The 2,761-nt window shown below is 67.4% G+C and carries 2 protein-coding genes; both read left to right on the forward strand.

The window, feature by feature from the left end:
- Nucleotides 1-5: 5 nt before the first annotated feature.
- The gene (locus tag MF270_RS28010; protein WP_238368857.1) at nucleotides 6-1,682 is read left to right on the forward strand and encodes a formate--tetrahydrofolate ligase; all 1,677 of its coding nucleotides are present in this window, start codon (nucleotides 6-8) and stop codon (nucleotides 1,680-1,682) included.
- A gap of 175 nt (nucleotides 1,683-1,857) precedes the next feature.
- The gene (folD, locus tag MF270_RS28015) at nucleotides 1,858-2,757 is read left to right on the forward strand and encodes a bifunctional methylenetetrahydrofolate dehydrogenase/methenyltetrahydrofolate cyclohydrolase FolD (protein WP_238368856.1); all 900 of its coding nucleotides are present in this window, start codon (nucleotides 1,858-1,860) and stop codon (nucleotides 2,755-2,757) included.
- The last annotated feature ends 4 nt before the right edge of the window (nucleotides 2,758-2,761 follow it).

The raw sequence follows: 2,761 nt of genomic DNA on the forward strand, positions 1-2,761 counted from the left end.
AGACCATGAGCATTAAGTCTGACATCGAGATTGCGCGTGAGGCGGTGAAGCGTCCGATCCAGGAGATCGGGGCGAAGCTGGGGATCGGGGCGGAGCATCTGCTGCCCTATGGGCATGACAAGGCGAAGGTGAGCCAGGAGTTCATCGCTTCCGTCCAGGGCAACAAGAGCGGCAAGCTGATCCTGGTGACGGCGATCAACCCGACGCCGGCGGGCGAGGGCAAGACGACGACGACCGTCGGCCTGGGCGACGGGCTCAACCGGATCGGCAGGAAGGCGGCGGTCTGCATCCGCGAGGCCTCGCTGGGTCCGTGCTTCGGGATGAAGGGCGGGGCCGCGGGGGGCGGCTATGCCCAGGTCGTGCCGATGGAAGAGATGAACCTGCATTTCACCGGCGATTTCCACGCGATCACCTCGGCGCACAACCTGCTGAGCGCGATGATCGACAACCACATCTACTGGGGCAACGAGCTGAAGATCGACGAGCGCCGCGTGGTCTGGCGCCGGGTCATGGACATGAACGACCGGGCGCTGCGCGACATCGTGACCTCGCTTGGGGGCGTCGCCAACGGCTTTCCGCGCCAGACCGGGTTCGACATCACCGTGGCGTCCGAGGTCATGGCCATCCTGTGCCTCGCCACGGATCTTGCCGACCTGCAGAAGCGCCTGGGCGACATCATCGTGGCCTATACGCGCGACAAGCAGGCGATCACCTGCCGCGACATCAAGGCCGATGGCGCGATGACGGTGCTCTTGAAGGACGCGATGCAGCCGAACCTGGTGCAGACGCTCGAGAACAACCCGGCCTTCGTCCATGGCGGGCCCTTCGCCAACATCGCCCATGGCTGCAACTCGGTCATGGCGACGACGACGGCGCTGAAGATCGCCGATTACGTGGTGACCGAGGCGGGCTTTGGCGCCGATCTCGGCGCCGAGAAGTTCATGAACATCAAGTGCCGCAAGGCCGGCCTCGCGCCCTCGGTCGTCGTGGTCGTGGCCACGGTGCGGGCGATGAAGATGAACGGCGGCGTGGCCAAGGCGGACCTCGGGGCCGAGAACGTGGCGGCGGTCAGGAAGGGCTGCCCGAACCTCGGCCGGCACATCGAGAACGTGAAGAGCTTCGGCGTGCCGGTTGTGGTGGCGATCAACCACTTCGTCACCGACACGGAGGCCGAGGTGCAGGCGGTCAAGGACTACGTGGCAGCCCAGGGGTCGGAGGCGATCCTGTGCCAGCACTGGGCCAAGGGGTCCGAAGGCACCGAGGAACTGGCGACGCGCGTGGCCGAGATCGCGGACAAGGACAGCGCCAATTTCTCGCCGCTCTATGCCGACGAGATGAGCCTTTTCGAGAAGATCGAGACCGTGGCCAAGCGCATCTACCGCGCCGACGAGGTGCTGGCCGACAAGAAGATCCGCACCCAGCTGCGCGACTGGGAAGAGGCGGGCTTCGGCCACCTGCCGGTCTGCATGGCCAAGACGCAGTATTCGTTCTCGACCGATCCGAACCTGCGCGGCGCGCCCACGGGGCATTCGGTGCCGGTGCGCGAGGTGCGGCTGTCGGCGGGGGCCGGGTTCGTCGTGGTGATCTGCGGCGAGATCATGACCATGCCGGGCCTGCCGCGCAAACCGGCGTCCGAGACGATCGGGCTCAATGACATGGGCCAGATCGAGGGGCTGTTCTGAGGTCTTGGGACGGTGTTCGGACGCGCGCTCCCGTTGGGAGCGACGCCCCGCCCACCGTCCCTTGTGCCTCCGGCGGGAGTTTATTGGCAAGATGAAGGGGGCGGTCGGCGCCCCTTTCGCAGGTTGGACTGCAAGTTGACTTTACGGGGCCCGAGGGCCGGCTAGGAGAGACGGGATGAGCGCGAGCGTGATCGACGGCAAGGCCTTTGCGGCCGAGGTGCGGGGCAAGGTGGCGGCGCATGTGGCGCGGCTGAAGGAGCAGGGGATCACCCCCGGGCTCGCGGTGGTGCTGGTGGGCGAGGACCCGGCGAGCCAGGTCTACGTGCGCGCGAAGGGCAAGCAGACCGTCGAGGTCGGCATGGCGAGCTTCGAGCACAAGCTCGATGCCGGCACGTCCGAGGCCGACCTGCTGGCGCTGATCGCGCGGCTGAACGCCGACCCGGCGGTGCACGGGATCCTGGTGCAGCTGCCGCTGCCCGGGCACCTGGACGAGGACCTGGTGATCAACGCGATCGACCCGGCCAAGGACGTGGACGGGTTCCATATCTCGAACGTCGGGCTGCTGGCCACGGGGCAGAAGGCGATGGTGCCCTGCACGCCGCTGGGCTGCCTGATGATGCTGCGCGATCATCACGGGAGCCTCTCGGGGCTGAACGCGGTGGTGATCGGCAGGTCGAACATCGTCGGCAAGCCGATGGCGCAGCTGCTCTTGCGCGACAGCTGCACGGTGACGGTGGCGCATTCGCGCACGAAGGACATCGAGGCGGTGGTGCGCCAGGCCGACATCGTCGTCGCCGCCGTGGGCCGGCCGCAGATGGTCACCGGCGATTGGGTCAAGCCCGGCGCGACGGTGATCGACGTGGGCATCAACCGCATCGACGCGCCGGAGAAGGGCGAAGGGAAGACGCGCCTCGTCGGCGATTGCGACTACGACAGCTGCGCCGAAGTCGCCGGCGCCATCACCCCCGTGCCCGGCGGCGTCGGGCCCATGACCATCGCCTGCCTGCTCGCCAATACGCTCACCGCCTGCTGCAGGGCAAACGGGGTCGAAGAGCCCGAAGGATTGACGGCGTGAGGGG

This window comes from Mesobacterium pallidum (assembly GCF_019966535.1).
GTDB lineage: Bacteria > Pseudomonadota > Alphaproteobacteria > Rhodobacterales > Rhodobacteraceae > Mesobacterium > Mesobacterium pallidum.

Bases quoted from the DNA above. Each gene is read 5' to 3' on its own strand.
- folD (WP_238368856.1), top strand. From the start codon at position 1,858: ATGAGCGCGAGCGTGATCGACGGCAAGGCCTTTGCGGCCGAGGTGCGG.
- MF270_RS28010 (WP_238368857.1), top strand. From the start codon at position 6: ATGAGCATTAAGTCTGACATCGAGATTGCGCGTGAGGCGGTGAAGCGT.